11 protein-coding genes are annotated in these 17,304 nt (G+C 37.2%); 4 read left to right on the forward strand and 7 right to left on the reverse strand.

Annotated features, from left to right (window positions below; all coding sequences use genetic code 11):
• Nucleotides 1-3,554 (reverse strand): BspA family leucine-rich repeat surface protein (locus BLW28_RS06730; RefSeq protein ID WP_143036849.1); only part of this gene is annotated, 3,554 nt, incomplete at its 3' end.
• Between the two features lie 538 nt (nt 3,555-4,092).
• Here BLW28_RS06730 and ctlX point away from each other — a divergent pair.
• Nucleotides 4,093-4,995 carry a citrulline utilization hydrolase CtlX gene (gene ctlX, locus BLW28_RS06735; RefSeq protein WP_073217132.1) on the forward strand — a complete coding sequence of 301 codons (903 nt, stop codon included), beginning with the start codon at nt 4,093-4,095 and terminating at the stop codon, nt 4,993-4,995.
• A 2-nt stretch (nt 4,996-4,997) separates the two neighbouring features.
• On the opposite strand, the gene BLW28_RS06740 is transcribed toward ctlX, so the two are convergent.
• Nucleotides 4,998-6,431 (reverse strand): SDR family oxidoreductase, encoded by a 1,434-nt coding sequence (locus BLW28_RS06740; RefSeq protein WP_073217102.1) that lies wholly within the window; start codon nt 6,429-6,431, stop codon nt 4,998-5,000.
• Nucleotides 6,432-6,583: 152 nt separating this feature from the next.
• Between BLW28_RS06740 and BLW28_RS06745 the strand changes: the two genes are divergently transcribed.
• Entirely contained in the window at nt 6,584-6,790 is a 207-nt protein-coding gene (locus BLW28_RS06745) for a hypothetical protein (RefSeq protein WP_073217099.1), read from the forward strand.
• Between the two features lie 3 nt (nt 6,791-6,793).
• Here BLW28_RS06745 and BLW28_RS06750 read toward each other — a convergent pair whose 3' ends face one another.
• Nucleotides 6,794-7,426: a MarC family NAAT transporter gene (locus tag BLW28_RS06750; protein ID WP_073217096.1), complete on the reverse strand. Its 633-nt coding sequence runs from the start codon at nt 7,424-7,426 to the stop codon at nt 6,794-6,796.
• 206 nt (nt 7,427-7,632) lie between these two features.
• Between BLW28_RS06750 and argS the strand changes: the two genes are divergently transcribed.
• A complete protein-coding gene (gene argS, locus BLW28_RS06755; RefSeq protein ID WP_073217129.1) occupies nt 7,633-9,441 on the forward strand; it encodes an arginine--tRNA ligase in 1,809 nt (602 codons plus the stop codon).
• A gap of 199 nt (nt 9,442-9,640) precedes the next feature.
• Here argS and BLW28_RS06760 read toward each other — a convergent pair whose 3' ends face one another.
• The 3 genes from BLW28_RS06760 to BLW28_RS06770 form a co-directional block, all read right to left on the reverse strand.
• Entirely contained in the window at nt 9,641-10,288 is a 648-nt protein-coding gene (locus tag BLW28_RS06760; RefSeq protein WP_073217092.1) for a carbonic anhydrase, read from the reverse strand.
• A 620-nt stretch (nt 10,289-10,908) separates the two neighbouring features.
• The gene (locus BLW28_RS06765) at nt 10,909-14,073 is read right to left on the reverse strand and encodes a S41 family peptidase (RefSeq protein WP_073217089.1); all 3,165 of its coding nucleotides are present in this window, start codon (nt 14,071-14,073) and stop codon (nt 10,909-10,911) included.
• A 110-nt stretch (nt 14,074-14,183) separates the two neighbouring features.
• On the reverse strand, nt 14,184-14,774 hold the full coding sequence (locus tag BLW28_RS06770; RefSeq protein WP_159431751.1) for a tetratricopeptide repeat protein: 591 nt from the start codon (nt 14,772-14,774) through the stop codon (nt 14,184-14,186).
• Nucleotides 14,775-15,090: 316 nt separating this feature from the next.
• Between BLW28_RS06770 and BLW28_RS06775 the strand changes: the two genes are divergently transcribed.
• Nucleotides 15,091-16,362 (forward strand): DEAD/DEAH box helicase, encoded by a 1,272-nt coding sequence (locus BLW28_RS06775; RefSeq protein ID WP_073217082.1) that lies wholly within the window; start codon nt 15,091-15,093, stop codon nt 16,360-16,362.
• A 217-nt stretch (nt 16,363-16,579) separates the two neighbouring features.
• Here BLW28_RS06775 and BLW28_RS06780 read toward each other — a convergent pair whose 3' ends face one another.
• The gene (locus BLW28_RS06780) at nt 16,580-17,296 is read right to left on the reverse strand and encodes a hypothetical protein (RefSeq protein WP_143036851.1); all 717 of its coding nucleotides are present in this window, start codon (nt 17,294-17,296) and stop codon (nt 16,580-16,582) included.
• Between the last annotated feature and the right edge of the window lie 8 nt (nt 17,297-17,304).

The following is a 17,304-nucleotide window of genomic DNA, read 5'->3' on the forward strand; positions in this document are numbered from 1 at the left end:
CTAACAGATAATTGCTCCCCGTTTAGTTTTGGTGCATTGATGTAGAATGTATCTCCATTCAATGGGTTCGGGAACAATCTGATGCCAACCAATAAACTGTTGTCATCAACTCCTAAACGTTGCGCTGTTCTAATTGAGAAACGGTCGGTTGCAATGCTCAACGCATCGTTAGGGTCAACCCTAAAGCTGTACGAGTTTTCTCCAGCTTCTAACAACATACTTGTACCAGTGAAGTGATCATCTAAGTACAAGAAATTAGCTTCCAAACCTTCAACAATAACCTTCAAAGTGTAATCAGATTTAGTATAACCTATTGAGTACATTGGGTACACCTCAGCAGCTTGTGGCAACGCCCTTTGCTCGATGCTTAAGTAGGTTCCGTTTAGGTCCCTTCCTAGATTTTCGTAGAAGTTCATAGGCTTCACTGCATCGGCAGGGGTTAATCCGTTGTCATTTCCTTCAGCAAATATAATTCCGAAGCTATCGTGTACGGGGCCTCCATTGTTGAAGTTTTCAGTAGTGAATAGCTGAACGGTCAACATATCATTAGCTGACACTGGACGGTTTGTTGGCGTGAAATTGCCCGGTGCCTTGCTAGCCTCATTAAACACAACCGAAGTTGCACCCGCAGCTAAGGCAGCCGCTTGTGCACCCTGACCGGGCTGCAGGAATTGATTTGCGTCTGACCCAGAAGTGTTGGATCCACCGGGAAGGTTTACGGTAACATAGGCTCCGTGGGCTCCAAGCTCTGAATCATAAACATAATAATATCCAGTATTCAGGTTGGTGGAAGCTGCGAAAACTGCATTAACATCTACCGCACTTTGATAAGGGTTACCGAACATTAAAACATCCCCTGCATTTGAAGTGGCATAGTTTTGAGTTTGAGTTCCTGTAACCAATGAACCAGTAGCACGAAGCACAGTTTCACCAGCGGCAAGGTCGTTGGTTAAATCAACACTTCTATCGCCACGTACAAACAATAAGTACGGTTCACCAGCAGTCAATGTGTTTACATCGGTATTGGTAACTGCTTCAAACATTTGCGTACCCACATTCACAGTAAACATAGAAGGGTTTCCGGTAATAGTACCATCAAAACCATTCATTTGGTCTGTAGTACTTCCTGTAATGTGCGTACCAAAACCTGGATTAGGATTATTGGTATTGCTCGTAGCCCCTTCTTGCCAGTTGTCGTGGACAGAAGTTGAAGTAGTAACAGCACTGCTCACCATTCTGTAGGAGCGTTTGTTTTTCATATAGCGTTGAACGGTTGCGTCTCCATAAATAGCACCTGATGGTCCCATAGATGCCAGTTCTCCGTTTCCAGTTGCGCTACTCTCAAATATTAAATTCCCGTCGATTATGAGATTGTTTTCAGCATTGATGAAAGTTCCGTCGCTAACAGTTAGTGTTGCTCCTGGTCTTATCAAGATTCCGCAAGCGTTTATGTTTCCATCTGTTGTGTTATAATCATCGATTAAAATAGCTATTTTAGTATTATCTGGTAGGCCATTGCTCCAGCTTCCGGTGGTGTATTCCGTAATGTCTGTACATGTGGCGCAGTTTTGTCCTCCATCGGTTATTGACCATCCATAGGTGTTTATAATATTGTCTCGAGCAGCTTGGCTAGTGCAATATTCAATAGTGCCAGCATTAAAAGTCACTCCATTTTGTAGTGTCTTGGAACTCCATCCTAGGAGCAGACGATCGTAATTAACGCTTGAAATAGCAGAACCGTCTATCATATTGTCCATGGTCGATACGTTGTATATGTTCCAGTCACCAATGTCTTGGTTAAAGGAACTTGCATTAAAAAACATATCATTCATATCTATAACACTACTTACATCCCAACTGCCAATATCTTTATTAAATGCAGCTGCATAAGCAAACGTTTGTGACATTCCTGTTACGTTACTAACATCCCAAGTGCTAATGTCTCCGTTAAATAGCGTTGCATTGTTAAAGAGGTTAGTCATGTTGTCTATATTGGCTACATTCCAAGAGCTTAAGTCGCCATTGAATAAAGTAGCGCCACTGAACATGTTAGTCATATTACTCGCATTTGTAAGGTTTGGAGCATCTGTGGCGTTGTATGTTAAATTGGAACAGCCATAAAAAGCATTTTCCATAGATTCCCAAGCATTAGGCCCCCATTTTTCAATAGTCATTATTTTGTCTTTGTCGCCAGAGTTGTTGAAGTAGATTCGTGGGAAAGTTCCTCGAATTACAACTGTGTGGATACCTGGATTTGCATATGTATGAGTGGCGCTGTTTGTAAAGCCAGTTTCATAGAATCCCAATCCTTCCCAATCTACATCATAATTGTATGATGAAATAAATGATATTGGAATGGTGATTGACTCGTTTGGCACAGTAGTTTGCCAAGTTGTAATAAACTCGTCCGGTATAACGCAGAGTTTACCACCGTCTGAAATTGTCCATCCGTAAGTGTTAATTATATTGTCTCGTGCTGTTTCACTATTGCAATATTGACTACTACCAGCATCAAAATTCACGTTATTTTGAAGCGTTAAGTTGCTCCAGGCTGTTAGTAGTGAATCGTAGTAGAAAGTGTGGAGTGTGATGCCTCCAAGCATATCTGTCATATCTGTCACGTTGCTAACATCCCAAGCGCTTATGTCGGCATCAAACAAAGTGGCTTGGTTAAACATATTCGCCAAACTTGTAACCATGGAAAGGTTGGGTGTATCGCTAGAGCTGTAAACAAGGTTGGAGCAGCCATAAAATGCATTTTCCATAGATTCCCAGTTAATGCTGCTTCCCCATTGGTTAATAGATTTAATTTTGTCTTTATCGCCAGTATTGTTAAAATAGATACGCGGAAAGGTGCCGCGAATAGTAACCATATAAGTACCTGCAGTAGCATAGGTGTGGGTAGCATCTCCTGTGAAGCCAGTTTCCCAAGTTCCGTCATTTTCCCAATCTACATCGTAGCTGTAAACAGACCCTGCTGCTGTTGGGATGGTAATGCTTTCACCTGCTGCTGTGGTTTCCCAAGTTGTTATAAATGTAGATGGGTCGCGAACTGACCATACGTAATTTGTGTTTCCTGTGAGGCAGTTGTCATCTACATATGCCGATGTATCACCGTTTGTATTATACCCTGGTGTTCCTTGATCGAGAAAATAGTCTTCAGCTACTTCATGACAACTTGCAATCCCGTATTTAGTAGCCCAAGCGGTGTGGGTTATCGTTGCTGGGTCGGTGGTATTCGGGTTTGTAGAGATAACGTAGTCTGTAGCGCTCCCTCCAAAAATAAGTGCCGCAGCTTCAATAGCACTGAGTGTTGGTGGGGCGTCATTCCAATTCGGGCCATCATTGGTGTTAAACGAACCAATATATTGTGGCACTATTGCTCTGTGGTGGTTGCGTGAGCTCTTTCTTTTTTCTTGTGTCGAAGCGGTTTGCGTTTCTGTATGCATGCTCGCGTTTTTTGCCAACTGCGCAGAGGTTATTTGCGCATTTGTAATACTTGTAAATGCTAAGATTGTACAAATTACACTGAGGAAGCGTGTAAAGTTTTTCATAATTTTTGTGGGTTAAGTTTAATTTGACAAATATATTCCTAAAAACTAATAAAACATTAAAATAGCTGAAATAAATTCAATTATTTTAATCAATAAATTGCTTTTGTGTATTTATTAAAGTGTTTATTATTTATTATGTTAAGTATAAAACAGCGTTAATCAAATTTCTGTGATTCATTTACTTCTTTATATTTCTTGCGTAAAAGTGAAATAATATCGGGTTTACAACAAAAATAGACCGTTACAAAAGCGTTACAATTTGTTAGGCCTTGTATTTGTTTAGGTTAACAAGGGTGCGTTGTTAGGATTTAATGTGCTGAGGCACGAAAAAATTAAGTAAAAAACACGGTTTTTGGTTAAAAAATCAACTCTTGTAGTTTGGTTTTTATGGTAGATTGGATATATTTTTCTGAGAAATTCACTAGTTTTTGAGTGGGCATATATTCCTTTCCCAATCTGTTTTTTCTCCAATAAAATGGCTTAAATTTGCAGCCTAAAATTTTTCAAATTGGCAAAACAAATTACAGATACAATCGTAATGATTCGTCCGGTGGCATTTCGAATGAACGAGCAAACTGCGGTAAACAATTTTTTTCAGGAAGACTTGGATATTAAAAATGCCGAAATCAATAAAAAAGCGCAAGCAGAGTTTGACACTTTTGTAGATAAACTGCGTGCCGTGGGCGTACATGTTATCGTGGAAAATGATGATATAAAAATGGATACTCCAGATTCTATTTTCCCGAATAACTGGATAAGTTTTCATCAAAATGGAGATATAGGGCTGTATCCAATGTTTGCTGAAAATAGAAGAAGAGAACGACGTGAAGAGGTGTTGCTACGCCTGGAAAGCGAAGGTTTTATTATCAATAATATTTACGATTATACTTCTGCTGAAGATGAAGGGATATTTCTAGAAGGTACTGGAAACCTATTATTGGATCGCGTAAATAAAAAGGCCTACTGTGCGCTTTCACCTCGCGCTCACGAAGAATTGTTGATTGAGTTTTGCGAAGATTTTGACTATCTACCTGTTATTTTTGTTGCAAATCAGACTGTAGATGGCAAACGCGTGCCAATTTACCATACAAATGTGATGATGTGCCTTGCGGAAGAATTCTGTGTAATTTGCCTAGATACTATCGATGATGCAAAGGAAAAGAAAAATGTACTGCACCATTTAAAGGAAGATGGCAAAAAAGTAATTGCCATTTCTGAAAGTCAAATGCATCAATTTGCAGGAAACATGCTTCAGGTGCAAGGAAAGGATAAAAAATACTTGGTAATGAGTACTGCCGCTCATAAGAGTTTGACCCAAGAACAGATTTCAGAAATTGAAAAGCATTGCGAAATTCTAAGCAGCGATTTAACAACTATTGAAACCTGTGGTGGTGGAAGTGCCCGTTGTATGATGGCTGAGGTATTTCTTCCGAAGGAGTAGTTTTAAGAAGTCTCTTTAACCTTACTTATATTCCGAATCATTCCGTTAAAAATGAAGTGATGAAAGGGCAGCATTGCATACCAATACAGTCTGCCCCAAATTCCCTTGGGTCTAAAAGTTGCTGTTTGAATTAATTCGTTTTTGTCGTTAATACAGAATTCTAACCACGCTTCTCCAGGTAGTTTCATTTCAGCAAATAGCAATAATCGTTTATTCTCTCTATCGGCATAAAGCACGCGCCAAAAATCCAAAGCATCGCCCGTGTGAATCTTTTTGGGATCGGTACGACCCCGCCGCAGTCCAACCCCGCCAACCATTTTGTCCATAAACCCTCGAATTTGCCACAATCTGTTGCCGTAATACCAGCCGTTTTCACCTCCAATAGACCAAATGTTATCTAGGGCGGCTTCAGGGTTTTTAACTTCCAGGACTTTTCTATCCTTTAAACAACCAAAAGTGGGAACTTGGATGTATTCTTTCAAATTTGTTATTCTTCCAGCTGCTAACGAATCCTTCCAACTGGAAATTACAAGATTTTGTTCAATTTTCACAAACGCCCTTTCAATTGCTTTTTCATAAGTAATAGGTTGAATGTTCAATATTTTTTGAAGATTATTGTCTGTAGCTACAACTTCCATTTTCATACTGTCCACTAAATTTACAGCTAGTTTGTACGATGTAGACGTTACAAAATACAACCAGTATGATGATAACCGTGGCGACATAACAGGAACAGGAATTATCCACAACTTTAAACCCCGTATTTTGGAATACTTTAGAAGCATTTCTTTATATGTTAAAACATCGGGCCCACCAATGTCAAAAGATTGGTCAAAACATTTTTCATTGTCTAATACGCCATACAGAAAAGCAATAACATCACGCACGGCAATAGGTTGGGTTTTAGTTTCCAACCATTTCGGGGCAATCATAATAGGAAGTTTTTCGCAAAGGTCCCGTATTATTTCAAATGAAGAACTTCCGCTTCCAACTACAATTCCGGCGCGTAACACAGTAAGGTGGTAACTCCCTTGATATAAAATATCTTCTACTTTTTTTCGGGACGACAGGTGTTTGGATAATTCTTGCTCATTTACAATCCCGCTTAAATAAATAACTTGTTTTACCGAGGTTTTTGCTATGTATTTATTGAAATTTTCGGCAGAACGCGCTTCCATTTCATCAAAATCGGTTGTAGAGCTGCTCATAGAATGAATGAGGTAATAGGCAGCATCGATATCTTTTGGGAACGAATCGAGATTTACTTCTTCAGCAAAATCAACTTCAATAACCGAAACTCTTTTAGTGGTTTCTGGGTCTAGTGGTAGTCTGTTTTTATCGCGTACAGCACAAATTACGTGATGCCCATTTTCAAGTAGTTCGGGCAATAATCTCATGCCTATATAGCCGTTGGCCCCTGTAAGTAGTATTTTCAAGTAGTAAAATTTGTTTAAAGATAAATCAATAAATTTAAACAGAGGTTAAAAAGCCGTTAAGTTCTAAGCTTTTTTGATTTCGAATAGGCTATCTTTATATTTTTCCCCTTGGCCAATTAAAGTACGTTTAACACCTTAAATATTTAGCACAGATGAAAGTTTTAAAATTAGTTCTTATGGTTGCAGGCGTTGTTTTAATCCTCGCAGGTCTATACAAAGCTTTTGTTCCTCAGGCAGTTTTGGATATTGGACCGCTAGAAGTAAACGCGAAGGAAGGACTTACAAATCAAACATTAGGAATGATAGGAATTGGCGTTTTTGCCTTAATTGCAGGTGTGCTTATCAAGCAAAGAGGTTAGTTTTTAACCGTTTATGGTTTTTAGAATTGAAATAACAGCTGTGCTGATATATTCTATTCCTATTGAAATTACAATAAACCCAACGATACGAGAAATTGCGTTAATCCCCGAATCCCCAAGAATCTTACTGATGTAGTGTGAACTTCGTAAAATGATGAACGTAGCCAATCCAACCGTTATAACGGCCAACATTACCATAATTACTGCGCTTAGTTTCTGATATTCTTGATTAAAAGTTATTAGAAGCGAAATAGAGCCTGGGCCTGCGAGCATTGGGATGGCCAGGGGTGTAAGCGAAAATTTTTCTCGATTGTTTAAGTCCTTTTTAACCCGCTTGTTTTTCATCCCTTTGTGTTTTGAAAAAGTTCCGGTTAAAAGTGCAAATCCCGAGGTTACAATTATCATTCCGCCAGCAATACGAAGCGAGTCTAAGCTTATCCCGAAAAAAGATAGTAAATAAGTACCTGCAAAAAACGAAATAAGTAAAATTACAATTACATTAATCGTGGTTAATAGCGAAGTTTTGTTGCGCTCTTCTGGGCTTTCTTCACTTGTTAGACCAACAAATACCGGCACGGTTCCTAAAGGGTTAATCACTGAAAAAAGTGAAGCAAATACATATAAAAAAATGTCCATAGTTTTTTTGTAAAGGACGTGCGCTTTTTTGATTTGAATTTTACCGAAATGTTAAGTTTAAATTGAAAAATTATACTTCAATATATCTAACCGAATTGCGTTTTAGTCGGGATTATTTTCTTTATAAACCCGTATATTTGTGCCCAAATAATCAGGTTTCTGTCATTTTGGATTTAAGAAGCATGATTCATAATTTAGAACAAGAAATGACTCTTCAACAAACATTAGAAAACCGAATTAAAGACGCAGTAAAACAAATTTATGGCGCAACTCTTGAAACCGTAGAACTTCAAGCTACCCGAAAAGATTTTGAAGGTGATATTACGGCTGTTGTTTTTCCGATGCTTCGGGTGATAAAAGGAAATCCAGTTCAGATAGGAGAAGCTATCGGAAGCTATTTGGTAGAAAATGTTTCTGAAGTTGAAAAATTCAATGTAGTTCAAGGCTTTTTGAATATTGTGTTGAGCGATTCGTATTTTTTAGATTTCTTTAATTCTATAGAAGATTTTTCTTCCTATGGAAAAGTGCCGCAGGGAAAAGAAGCTTTAATGGTTGAATATTCTTCACCTAATACTAACAAACCACTTCATTTAGGTCACGTTCGAAATGTTTTGCTTGGCTATTCAGTTTCTGAAATTGAAAAGGCTGCGGGAAAAAATGTGTACAAAACACAAATAATCAACGATCGTGGAATTCATATTTGTAAAAGTATGCTTGCCTGGAAAAAGTTTGGAAATGGCGAAACTCCCGAATCCAATCTTCTAAAAGGCGATAAGCTTGTTGGAAATTATTACGTAAAATTCGATCAAGAATATAAAAAGGAAATAGAATCTTTAAAAGCTGAAGGTAAAACCGAAGAAGAAGCAAAAGCGCAAGCCCCATTAATACTTGAGGCTCAAGATATGCTTCGTAAATGGGAAGCTGGGGATGAAGAGGTTGTAGCACTTTGGAACAAAATGAATGGTTGGGTTTATAAGGGTTTTGAAGAAACATATAAATCCATCGGAGTCGATTTTGATTTCTATTACTACGAAAGCGACACCTATTTATTAGGAAAAGATATTATAGAAGAAGGTATCAAGAATGATGTTTTCTTTATGAAAGACGATGGTTCCGTTTGGTGCGATTTAACCGAAGATGGCCTTGACGAAAAACTCGTTTTAAGAAGCGATGGCACCGCCGTTTATATGACACAAGATTTAGGTACTGCTGTACAGCGCGTAAAAGATCATCCCGACGTTGGAGGAATGATTTATACCGTGGGGAACGAACAAGATTATCATTTTAAAGTCCTGTTTTTGATTCTTAAAAAATTGGGCTATAAATGGGCTGATAACCTATTTCATTTGAGTTACGGAATGGTCGATCTTCCTTCAGGTAAAATGAAAAGTCGTGAAGGTACCGTTGTCGATGCAGATGATTTAATTGCACAAATGACCGCCACGGCAAAGGCGATTTCTGAAGAACTTGGTAAAATTGATGCTTTTTCCGAAGATGAAAAAAGCGAACTTTATAAAATGATTGGGTTAGGGGCTTTAAAATATTATATCCTTAAAGTAGATCCTAAAAAACGAATTCTTTTTAATCCTGAAGAAAGCGTAGATTTTCAAGGTAATACTGGGCCGTTTATTCAATATACCTATGCACGAATTCAGTCTATATTACGAAAAGCTGCCTCAACAGCGTCCCTACAGAGGGCAGTCCAAGTATTCGACGACCAAACATTGAGTGTGGCTGAAATAAATATGCACCCAAAGGAAAAGGAGCTAATCAAGATTATCCAACAATATCCTGAAACCATTCAATTGGCAGCTGAAAATTACAGTCCCGCGTTAATTGCAAATTATACGTATGATTTGGTAAAAGAATTTAATAGTTTTTATCAAAATGTGCCTATTCTAGCTACTCAGGATGAAACTGAAAAAATGTTTCGCGTTAAGTTGTCAAATGCTGTAGCGGAAGTTATAAAAAGTGCTTTCGCGTTATTAGGGATTGAGGTTCCGGAGCGGATGTAGGTGTTCTTTGAAACTTTGCGTGAAGGTTTCTCTCGCAAAGGCGCTAAGCCGCAAAGTTTTTCTAGGTGCACCTGCCCGATAACTTGTTGGATTTCCCGGTTATTAATCTCCTTTTACTCAGTTCAGAATATAAATGCTAGAAAGGAGTGGCTTTTTTTCTTTGCGTCTCTGAACCTTTGGGTGCAAATTTTGATTTGCTTTATTTTCGTAGAATATCTTCTTTATCTAAATGATAAATTTCCATAATTCCTTCTAGGACTTTCTCGAAATCTATATTTAAGTCGATTAATTTTCCTGTTCCAATATCCATAACCCACCCGTGAACGGCTAGCCTTCCTTGGCGAACAGCAATTTGGACATCTGCCGTTTTAATAACATTCACACATTGTTCTTGAACGTTTAGTTCTACAAGTCTTCTATACTTTTCTTCCTCGCACGAAATAGCGTTAAGTTCGTTACGGTGCAAACGATATACATCTCTAATGTTTCGCAACCAAGGGTTTAAAATTCCTAAATCCTTAGATTGCATAGCAGCTTTTACACCCCCACAACCATAGTGACCGCAAATAACGATGTTTTTTACTTTAAGGACACCTACTGCATAATCTATAACACTCATCGCGCTTAGATCTAGATTTGAAACCATATTAGAAATGTTTCTCATTACAAATACGTCTCCGGGCTTTACACCCATAACTTCTTCTGCAGTAACTCGACTATCGCTACAACCGATATACAGAATATCTGGGTTTTGGCCATTAGCTAGGTTTTTAAAATATTCAGGGTCAATTCCTAATTTATCATTTACCCAGACCTCGTTGTTTTTGAAAATTTGTTCTATATTCATAGTTTTTGTGTAGATGATTTTGAGATTACAAATGTACGTAATGTAGAAAATAACCCTTCAAAATTTTTGTAGGCATTTTAAGATTTTCCATTTTGTGTGTATCTATCTGTTAGTAAGAAGGGTGAGGGTTTGTGTTTGTTGCGTTAAGGACAAATATTGGCAGCTAAAATGTTGACAGGGCTGATTTCTGCTTCGTTAGATATAGGGTATAACCTCCCCATTTTATATGGCGTACCTAACGGCACGCTGGTTGCAATTAATTTTTTCTACCGATAGGTGGCCCTAGCGGGACATATTGGGGGTTTTGGCTCTCCTTAAAAATACAATTTTTATTGTTTTTTTTGTCTCGTTAGACAGAACGTGATTAATTTCATTTTCCATCCTTTTTTCATTTATATGGCGTACCTAACGGCACGCTGGTTTCAATTAATTTTTTTCCGATAGGTGGTTCCTAGCGGGACATATTGGGGGTTTTTAGCTCTCCTTTAAAGATACAATTTCCATTCTTTTTTTGTCCCGTTAGGGACACACCATTGGTAGCCAAAATTTCCAATTTCATTAATTTTTGTGCCGTTAGGTACAGGATATGGAATTCAATTTTTCAAAATATTAATCCACCATTACGGTTTTAATTCTTTTAAAATTTCTGAAATAGCCTTGTCTAATTGCGGTTGATTGCCTTCGAGCCTATCTTTAAAACCTTCATTCACGTAGATGTCTGGTTGCACACCAGTATGTTCTAAATTATCTCCATCCAGTGTGTAACAGCCCCAAGACGGCAAGCGATAAGCCGAGCCATCTACAAGGTTAGCACTCGAGGTGAAAATTATCCAACGATATGTCTCGGTTCCTATAATCGTTCCCAGGCCTAACGCTTTAAAACCAGCGGCTGTTACTTCGGCATCACTTAATGATTGTTCATTAATGAGTAGCATTATTGGTTTTGCTGCAGGGGTAAAATTGGGCTGCGTTGCCAGTTTGCCATTCCTATATTTCCATTGTGCATAAGGTTTTTGTGACAAAAATTGTAAAACCGCGTCGTGCACATTTCCACCTGTGTTATTTCGTAAATCCAATATTAATGCTTCTTTTCTATGAGCTTCGGAAACCATCTCTTTCATAAAGTTATCGAGTTCGCCTCCACCCATATTCTTCATATGGATATATGCAATTTTATCGTTACTTTTTTCATCCACATACTTCTGATTTTCTGCTACCCATTCATCATACAGTAAATCTTTGAGCTTTCGTGAGGTTATAGGATGTAGGTTTACTATAATATTATTCCCGTTTCTTTTAAATGTTAATTGTAATTCATCATATCGTGAAGGTGCAGAGAAATAGGCTTCTCTGTTTTTGTTCGTGTCTACTTCAATTCCGTTTACTGCGATTAAAATGTCACCAGGTTTAATATTTTTTCCCGTAATATTTGCAGGGCTTTTACTTACAATATGCGCTACCTTGTATGGGTTGTCTTGTGAAAATATAATTCCCGTTTCTGAAGTAGCGCTACCGTAATAGGTCTCATCTTCTTTTCCAGAGGTATAGAAGCCAACATGCGATGTGTTTAATTCGCCAAGCATATCGTTAAATAACATACTTAACTGCGATCGTTTTGTAATATGTGGTAAAAACCGTGCGTACTTATCCCTAAGCTGTTGCCAGTCTTCGCCGTGGAAGTTATCGTCGTAATAATTAGCTTCAAAACCTGCCCAAGCTTCAAAAAACATCTGTTGAAATTCAGTTTCTAAATTTTTACGAAAAGTAGCTTCTGTTTCAATTTTTTCAAGTTTATTGTTTTTTAGGTTCAGCGTATAAATGGAGCCATTTAATAAAGCATAATTATCATCTTTTGCAGTTTCTAATTGACCTCTTCTAACAACAATGTCATCCACTTTTTCGGTTTTGTTGTCTTCAAATGGTTTACTAATTGTTCGCCATAAGTTTGTTTTTCCTTCAGCATGATTTGAGTAATAGTAAACATAAGTATCTTCATCTGTTGAAATGATAAACGCCTTGCCCTGAGAGCCAAAAGCAGGGCTAATTCGGTCTAAACGATCCATCAAACCTTCTTTATTTATAGTAATTGAAATAGGTTTTTTAATGCTGTCGGTTTCTTTTTCGGCTTTCTTTTTCTTTTTGGATTTATCCTTATCCTTTTGCTCGTCTTCTTTAAAAAGATCTTTAAATTTTTCAGATTTAAATGGATTGTCATAGATATCTAAAGCCATTCGGTAAATATGTGTGTCTGCATTTCCTCTTGGGAACGATGGCTGCGTTAAGTTAGATTGGAAATAAATGTATTTTCCGTCTGGAGACCACGTTGGATTGCTTTCAGAAACACCTGTATTTGTTAGGTTTATAATTTGTTTTGAAGGGATATGGTAGGTAAAAATATCGAGTTCAAAATTGCGGAAGGCACTGTATAAAATATAGGAATCGTCTGGTGAAAATTGAGGCTCGGGTGGTCGAAGGGCCCAAAACTCATCGGTTACCAAAGTCTTACTTTTTAATGTTTTTAAATCTAAAAACTTCAATTCATCACGGCCACTTATATATGCTGCATTTTCCATTTTGTTATCCAAAACAATGTTTGCATTATTCTTTTTCTCGTTTGTAATTCTTTTTTCTTTTCCGGTACCGTCGGCAGGAATTATAAACAGATTGGTGTAGCCAGAAGCCGTTTGATTGTATAATAATGTGCGATTGTCTTTAAGCCATTTTACCTCTTTAACGCGTTCATTTGGGTTGGTGATTATTTTTTTAATAAACTTTCCTTTTATGTCTGAAACAAACAATTCACCGCGCGATATAAACGCCATTTTCTTATTATCGGGAGCTATGGACATTGTACTTATTTTGCCTTGCGTTTTAAAATCTTGCTCTTTAGAAAGAGTGTTGTTTGTGTTTAACTGAACTTTGATTTTTTGAGTTTTATTTGAAACAACATCATATAAATGAATTTGATAGTCTTTTGTAAAAACCACCTTATTTCCATTTGCGCTAACTTGAGGCCAACCAATTGAAGTTTCAAAATTGGTCAGAGCTGTTTTGATGTTTCCTTTAAAGGTATACAGGTTATATTCGCCATTAATTTCGTCTGAAACAAAATAGATAACACCATTTTCATCTATGGTTGTCCACATATCTTTTCCGTTGTAATCGGTGTATTCTTTAAATTCCTTTGTTTGTGGATTGTACGATTTAATATCGGGATTGTAGGCGCCTTTGTAGCGTTTTCGACTTGCGAAGTTTTTACTTTCCCAACTTTCATTAAAAAAAATTTCATTTGTTTTAGGGTGGGAAACAACGTTGTGAACATTGTTGAAATAATTTTCAAACAAGCGATTTGGTGTGCCTCTAGAAACTGGAACTTTATAACCGCTATAGCGATTGTATCGCGATGAGGTGAAATAGATTTCTTTTGAATCCCACGACCAGCAATCTACATCATCTGCGGCTTCATGAAATGTAATTTGTTTAACCTCACCGCCATTTATAGGCATTACATAAACATCTTTATTGCCATATTGTGTGGCACTAAAAGCTATCCATTTTCCATCTGGCGAAATGTGAGGAAGCGTTTCTTCCCCTTCCATAGCCGTGAGCCTAAAAGCATCACCACCGCTTGACGGTACTTTCCATAAATCGCCATCGTAGCTAAAAACGATGGTTTCCCCGTCTGGCGTTAAGGTTGGGTCTATTTGAAAATATACTTCTTGAGAAGAAAGTATTGAAGTAAAAGCAAAGAAAACTAGAAGAGACAAGAGGTAATGCAATTTCATAGGACTTTTTTAAATAATTAAAGCGAGTAATTTAATTATTTTAAAATTGGTTTCTAAATAAATTTCAGTGAGAAAACAAGAGCATCTTTTGAAATATGTTTTTGGAAATGTTACTCACCCCAATGCACAAAAACCGACTTGATTTTTTTGATATTTTGATTACTTGGAAATTGATCTTCTAGCTTTTGAGTCAATTTCATTCCAATGCCACAATCTTCAAAGTCGTACTGGCACCTATAACTGTAAGCCAACGCCAATCGGTAATTTGCTTCAAAGTCGCTCGGAAAAAGTTGAAGCGCTTTTTTATATTGAAAAACAGCGTTAAAGTAATGTTGTTTTAATAGCCAACTGTCTCCATCTTTTATGTAAAACATATATTGTTCTTCATTTTTTGCTTTGATGCTCTGTTCATCCGTTTTCTGAGTACTAAAACTAAAACTTTGAAATGTCTTAAATATTCCGAAACCAATAAGCGGGATAGCAACACAAATAATGATTACGAAATTGCGGGCTTCTCTTTTTCTTTTTTGGATGATACATGCGCGTATCTTCTTTAATTGTGCGGGTGTAGCTTTTTTAAAATTGAAAGTGGCTCCAGCTGCTTTGTTGTACTCGGCTTTAATGACTTGATAGCTGCTGGGTTTAAAGTAACTTCTTCTATTAGGCATTAATTTTTTGTTGTTACGGAGTGTAACAATCATATGATTTATACTCCCAAAGCCTCCAAGCATAGTTCTTTTATAAATGGTTTCAAATATTGTGTTTTACAACAATATCACACCAATATAATAATAAAAAACGTTCACGCAGAAAATAAGTCGTAACTTCGCGCCTTATTAAAACCGTCTTCTTAGTTTTAAGGGTTCTTAAAAAAGACCGAATTCTAAAAGCGCCGCGATATACTATCTCCAAGCGCAGCGGTCTCAAATAATCAAATAATAAATATTCAATTTTTTTGGTCACTGGTCTTAGGTCATTCAGTCTTAAGTCTCATGTCTAAAATCTAATATCTAAAAAATGTCATTTAAATCTCTTGGGCTGTCTGATGCCCTGCTGAAAGCTATTAGCAAAAAAGGATATGAAACGCCATCGGTAATTCAACAAAAAGCAATTCCTTTAATTTTAGAACAGAAAGATGTACTCGCATCCGCACAAACGGGTAGTGGGAAAACTGCTGGTTTTGCTTTGCCAATACTACAAATTTTAAACAATGAGCCACCTTTAAGAAGAAGGCCTGTTAGAGCATTAATATTAACACCAACCCGTGAACTCGCTGCGCAAGTGCAAGACGAGTTTAAGGAATACAGTGAATTTACTGATCTGCGTTCGACCGTTATTTTTGGTGGAGTAGGAGCAAATCCGCAAATTAATGCATTGCGAAACGGAGTAGATATTTTGGTTGCAACTCCTGGACGATTATTAGATCTGGAAAACCAAGGTGCGCTTTCACTTTCTAAAGTTGAAATTTTAGTTTTGGATGAAGCCGATAGAATGCTCGATATGGGCTTTCTTCGCGATATTAAAAAAGTGCTTGCGCTACTCCCTAGCAAAAGACAGAACCTTTTGTTTTCTGCAACTTTTTCAAAGGAAATTAAAAAACTGGCGAATGAGTTTCTTCACCATCCTGTTTTGGTAGAAGCCACTCCAGAAAACACTACGGTTGAAAAAATACACCAAACTGTTTACCGAGTTGACAAAGCCCAAAAAACAGATTTAATTATAAAACTTATTTCTGAAGGAAATTGGCAACAAGTCTTAGTTTTTACTAGAACCAAACACGGTGCGAACCGATTGAGCGAAAAGCTTGAAAAAGCAAAAATTACTTCGGCGGCAATTCACGGAAATAAAAGTCAAGGCGCAAGAACCAGAGCACTCTCTGGATTTAAGGAAGGAAAAGTACGCGTGTTAGTTGCGACTGATATTGCAGCACGTGGTCTTGATATTCCTTTATTACCACACGTTATCAATTTTGAATTGCCAAATATTTCTGAAGATTACGTACATCGAATTGGTCGCACCGGAAGGGCAGGAGCGAGTGGTGAAGCACTTTCGTTAGTGAGCCTAGATGAAGTTGGGTATTTAAAAGATATCGAAAAACTTATTGGCGAACGTCTGCAACCTAAAATTCTTTCCGACTTTCAACCAACTGAAACCATGGCAGAGGTAAAAGCTGCCGAGGCAGAAAAGAAAAAGGAGAAAGCCAGACGCCAAAGTCGTGGACGGAATTCAGGAGATAGAGGAGGCACTTCTTCTAAAGGTCAAGCTAAAAGAGGTGGCGGAAGAAGATAAAAGACTGTTTTCAAGCTATGAGTTTAGAGTTGAGAACCTTGTAGCTTATAATTCCTTTATTATCGATAAATAAAAAAAAGCAAAATTCAGCCAAATATTTAAGGCTGAGTTTTGCTTTTATCATTTAATTTTGATTTTTAGAGTGGGAGAATATGGCGGGTTGAGGGAAGAAAGCTTTCGGTTAATTGGAAGACTAAATGTTTAGGTTCCATGTTTGCTATTGATTCACTTGGAAACCCATTTCGCTTTGTTTTTGAGCATTCCATTTATTTAAGTCTAACGATTTTAAATCGTCTAGGGTGTTAATTCGCCAGTTATTGCATACAAATGTTCCTTTTAGAATAGTGTCGTTTTCGAAATATCCATATTGTTGTGGGAGTATAAGTTTGTAATTTCCAAAAATGTTTGAGGCAATGGCGTAGTTCATTTTTGAAATATTGACTTCATATTTTGAAACCTCAAAATGATTGTAGCCTAATCCTCCGTAATCATTGTCGGTCGATTTTGAAATAAGGTCTATTTTTTCAATTAAACTGTCTTTTATGTGAAATGTTAGTGTTTTCATCTGACCTTTAACTGAACCTGGTTTTCCTAAATTCATTAGAATCCTGTTTCCTTTTTGTCCGCTGTTTAACTCTGTTTTTGTAGGAATTCCAGAGGTAATTTGAATTTTTATGGTGTTATCTTTTTTGTTTTTTTCGCAGTTGCATAGCACAGGGAGTGTTTCACTTTTTTGATTGTTCGAAATGGTTAAAGTGAAATCAGCATCGCTTTTGTTTAATAGGCTATCAATTTTGAAATAGCTTTTAAAACTTTTTTCGTTCTTAGCTATTTTGGAAGTTTGGTTAATCAACACTAATTCGGGTTTTTTATCCACTTTCTTTTCATTACACGAAAACAAAATCAAGACAGATAACGTTACTATGAAAGACAATTTTATCA

This window comes from Aequorivita viscosa, assembly GCF_900106795.1.
GTDB classification, from domain to species: domain Bacteria; phylum Bacteroidota; class Bacteroidia; order Flavobacteriales; family Flavobacteriaceae; genus Aequorivita; species Aequorivita viscosa.

Excerpts from the sequence above, each read along its gene's own strand:
- ctlX (WP_073217132.1), top strand. The coding sequence starts at position 4,093 with ATGATTCGTCCGGTGGCATTTCGAATGAACGAGCAAACTGCGGTAAAC.
- BLW28_RS06745 (WP_073217099.1), top strand. The coding sequence starts at position 6,584 with ATGAAAGTTTTAAAATTAGTTCTTATGGTTGCAGGCGTTGTTTTAATC.
- BLW28_RS06750 (WP_073217096.1), bottom strand. The coding sequence starts at position 7,426 with ATGGACATTTTTTTATATGTATTTGCTTCACTTTTTTCAGTGATTAAC.
- argS (WP_073217129.1), top strand. The coding sequence starts at position 7,633 with ATGACTCTTCAACAAACATTAGAAAACCGAATTAAAGACGCAGTAAAA.
- BLW28_RS06760 (WP_073217092.1), bottom strand. The coding sequence starts at position 10,288 with ATGAATATAGAACAAATTTTCAAAAACAACGAGGTCTGGGTAAATGAT.
- BLW28_RS06765 (WP_073217089.1), bottom strand. The coding sequence starts at position 14,073 with ATGAAATTGCATTACCTCTTGTCTCTTCTAGTTTTCTTTGCTTTTACT.
- BLW28_RS06770 (WP_159431751.1), bottom strand. The coding sequence starts at position 14,774 with ATGATTGTTACACTCCGTAACAACAAAAAATTAATGCCTAATAGAAGA.
- BLW28_RS06775 (WP_073217082.1), top strand. The coding sequence starts at position 15,091 with ATGTCATTTAAATCTCTTGGGCTGTCTGATGCCCTGCTGAAAGCTATT.